General features: G+C 65.9%; 3 protein-coding genes. All 3 read right to left on the reverse strand.

Annotated elements, in window-relative coordinates:
- Nucleotides 1-619, reverse strand: a 619-nt coding sequence (locus AC1D1Z_RS36530; RefSeq protein ID WP_477853699.1) for an amidohydrolase family protein, incomplete at its 3' end; no start/stop codon positions are given.
- Nucleotides 616-1,557 carry an ABC transporter permease gene (locus AC1D1Z_RS36535; RefSeq protein WP_128402946.1) on the reverse strand — a complete coding sequence of 314 codons (942 nt, stop codon included), beginning with the start codon at nucleotides 1,555-1,557 and terminating at the stop codon, nucleotides 616-618. The genes AC1D1Z_RS36535 and AC1D1Z_RS36530, both read right to left, overlap by 4 nt.
- The coding region (locus AC1D1Z_RS36540) for an ABC transporter permease (RefSeq protein ID WP_477853701.1) at nucleotides 1,554-2,269 on the reverse strand (716 nt) is incomplete at its 5' end. The genes AC1D1Z_RS36540 and AC1D1Z_RS36535, both read right to left, overlap by 4 nt.

The raw sequence follows: 2,269 nt of genomic DNA on the forward strand, positions 1-2,269 counted from the left end.
GCGCCATGCCGTCCTCCGTCCGGTCAGCCGGGCTGCCGCCGTGGTTGAGTACGAAAAGCGTTTGCGGAAAAGCGCGCACCAGTTCGAGCGCCTCATTCATCTGCCAGGGATAGAGCATCAGATCGAAGACCAGCCCGAGCCGCGTGGCGTGCGCTAACCCCGCCCGCCAGGCGGGATCGCCCATGCGGTTCGCGCGCGAAGCAAAACTCTTCGTCACATCGGGATGCCAGCTCAGAATATCGCGGATACCGACGACGTTGGGATTTGCCGCTTCCGCCTCGAGCAGGCGCAAGGCGTCCGGCCCGTCGAGGGGCACGCGCGCGATATAACGGCGCGCCACGCCGGAGCTGCGGTCGAGGCCATCCAGCCAGCGGCTCTCTTCCAGCGGGTAGGCAACGGACCAGCCGGCCTCCACATGCACGGTTGCAATCACGTTCTGACAAGCAGCATCGGCGCGATAATCGTCGATGCCATAGTCGCGCAGGATCGGAGTTAAACTGCCGAAAACCATCTCCTCGCCTGATGCGCGCGCCTGCTGAAGCCAGGGATGGCGTTGCAGGCCGAGGTCCCAGAGGTGGTGATGCGGGTCGATCACCGGCCCGTCGTAGAGATCAGTCATCTGCGCGCCTCACGGCCGGAAACGAGCAGAAGGGCAAGGATCAAGGTGCCGAACATGATCGATCGCCAGCCGGGCGAGGCATTGACGACAGTGATCAGCGCCGTCGTCGTGACGAGCAGGATCGCCCCCGGAATGGTCCCTGCATAGGTGCCGCGGCCGCCGAGGATGGAGGTGCCACCGAGCACGACGGCGGCGATCGAGGTCAACAGGTAGGGGTCGCCGATGCCGACATAACCTTGCCGGTTCATGCCGAGTACGAGAATGCCGGCAAGCCCTGCGAAAAAGCCCGACAGAGTGTGGACGATCAGCGTGTTGCGGGTGACGCTGACRCCGGAAAGCCGGGCCGCCAGCGGGTTCGCCCCAAGCGCAAGGAAACGCGCGCCGATCGGCATGCGGTGGACGAGCAGCAGGACGACGATCGAGACGACGAGCCACAGAATGATGCCTGAGGGAATGCCGAGCGGCCGCGCCTGCCCGAGCAGAATGACCGCCGGATTGCTGACGGTGACCGCGCTGCCGCCGGCGACGATGACGAGCAAGCCCTGCAGGAAGGTCGCCATCGCAAGCGTCATGATGATCGGCGGCACGCGAAGATAAGCAGCACCGGCGCCGTTCATCAGGCCGATGCCGGTGGCGATGGCAAGGGCCGCCGCGATGCCGGCGAGGCCGGTTGGATCCCACGCCGGCGAGATCAGCGGCAGCAGGATCGCCGTAACGGTGATGACCGCGCCGACGGAGAGATCGATGCCGCCCATCAGGATGACGAGCGTCTGACCGGCGGCGGCAATGCCGATCACAGCAGCGAGTTCGAGCAGGTAGCGCAGGTGGCCATAGGCGCCGAAACCGCGCAGCGAGACACTTGCGACGATCCAGACGAGCGCGACCAGAAGGAAGGTCAGCAGCGGCGGATTGCGGAACGCGGACCTGATGATGTTCATCGTCTTGCCCTCCATTGCCCGAGAAGTTCCGGCACGGCGACCGCGCCGACGATGATCAACCCTTGAGCGACATATTGCGCGACCGGCGGGAAGCCCAGGAAGAACATGACGTTGATCATCACCGAGAGCAGCAGGCTGCCGCAGATCGCGCCGCGCATCGTGCCCTTGCCGCCGAGGAAACCCACGCCGCCGAGCACGGCGGCGGCGATCGAGTTCAGCGTGAAGGGCGTGCCGATAACTGGATCACCCGACCCGGTCTGCGCAGCGACGAAGAGACCGGTCAGGGCTGCCAGAAGACCGGACAGTGCGAAGGCTGCGACCTTCACCCGTTCGACCGGGACGCCGGAGCGGAACGCGCCGACCGGATTGTCGCCGGCCGCGTAGATGCCGAGGCCGAGCGGCGTTGCCAGAAAGGCCTTCCAGAGCGCCAGGATCACGACGAGCAACAGGAAGGCGACGGGCGTGTGGCCGGCCAGCACCGTCGACAGCCAATCGGGAATGAACCCACCCGGCCGCGGCAGCAGGATGAGTGCGACCCCGCCGATGATGAATGAGCCGGCCAGCGTGACGATGATTGCAGGAAGCCTGAGATAGGTAACGATGGCGCCGATGACTGCGCCGATCGAAAGGCCGGCGAGGGAGACCGCAAGAATGCCGCCCGGCACGCCGAGCGCGCCTTCCATCGTCGTCGCGGCGATCACCGCTCCAAGAC

It is taken from the genome of Rhizobium sp. P1_E1 (assembly GCF_056406015.1).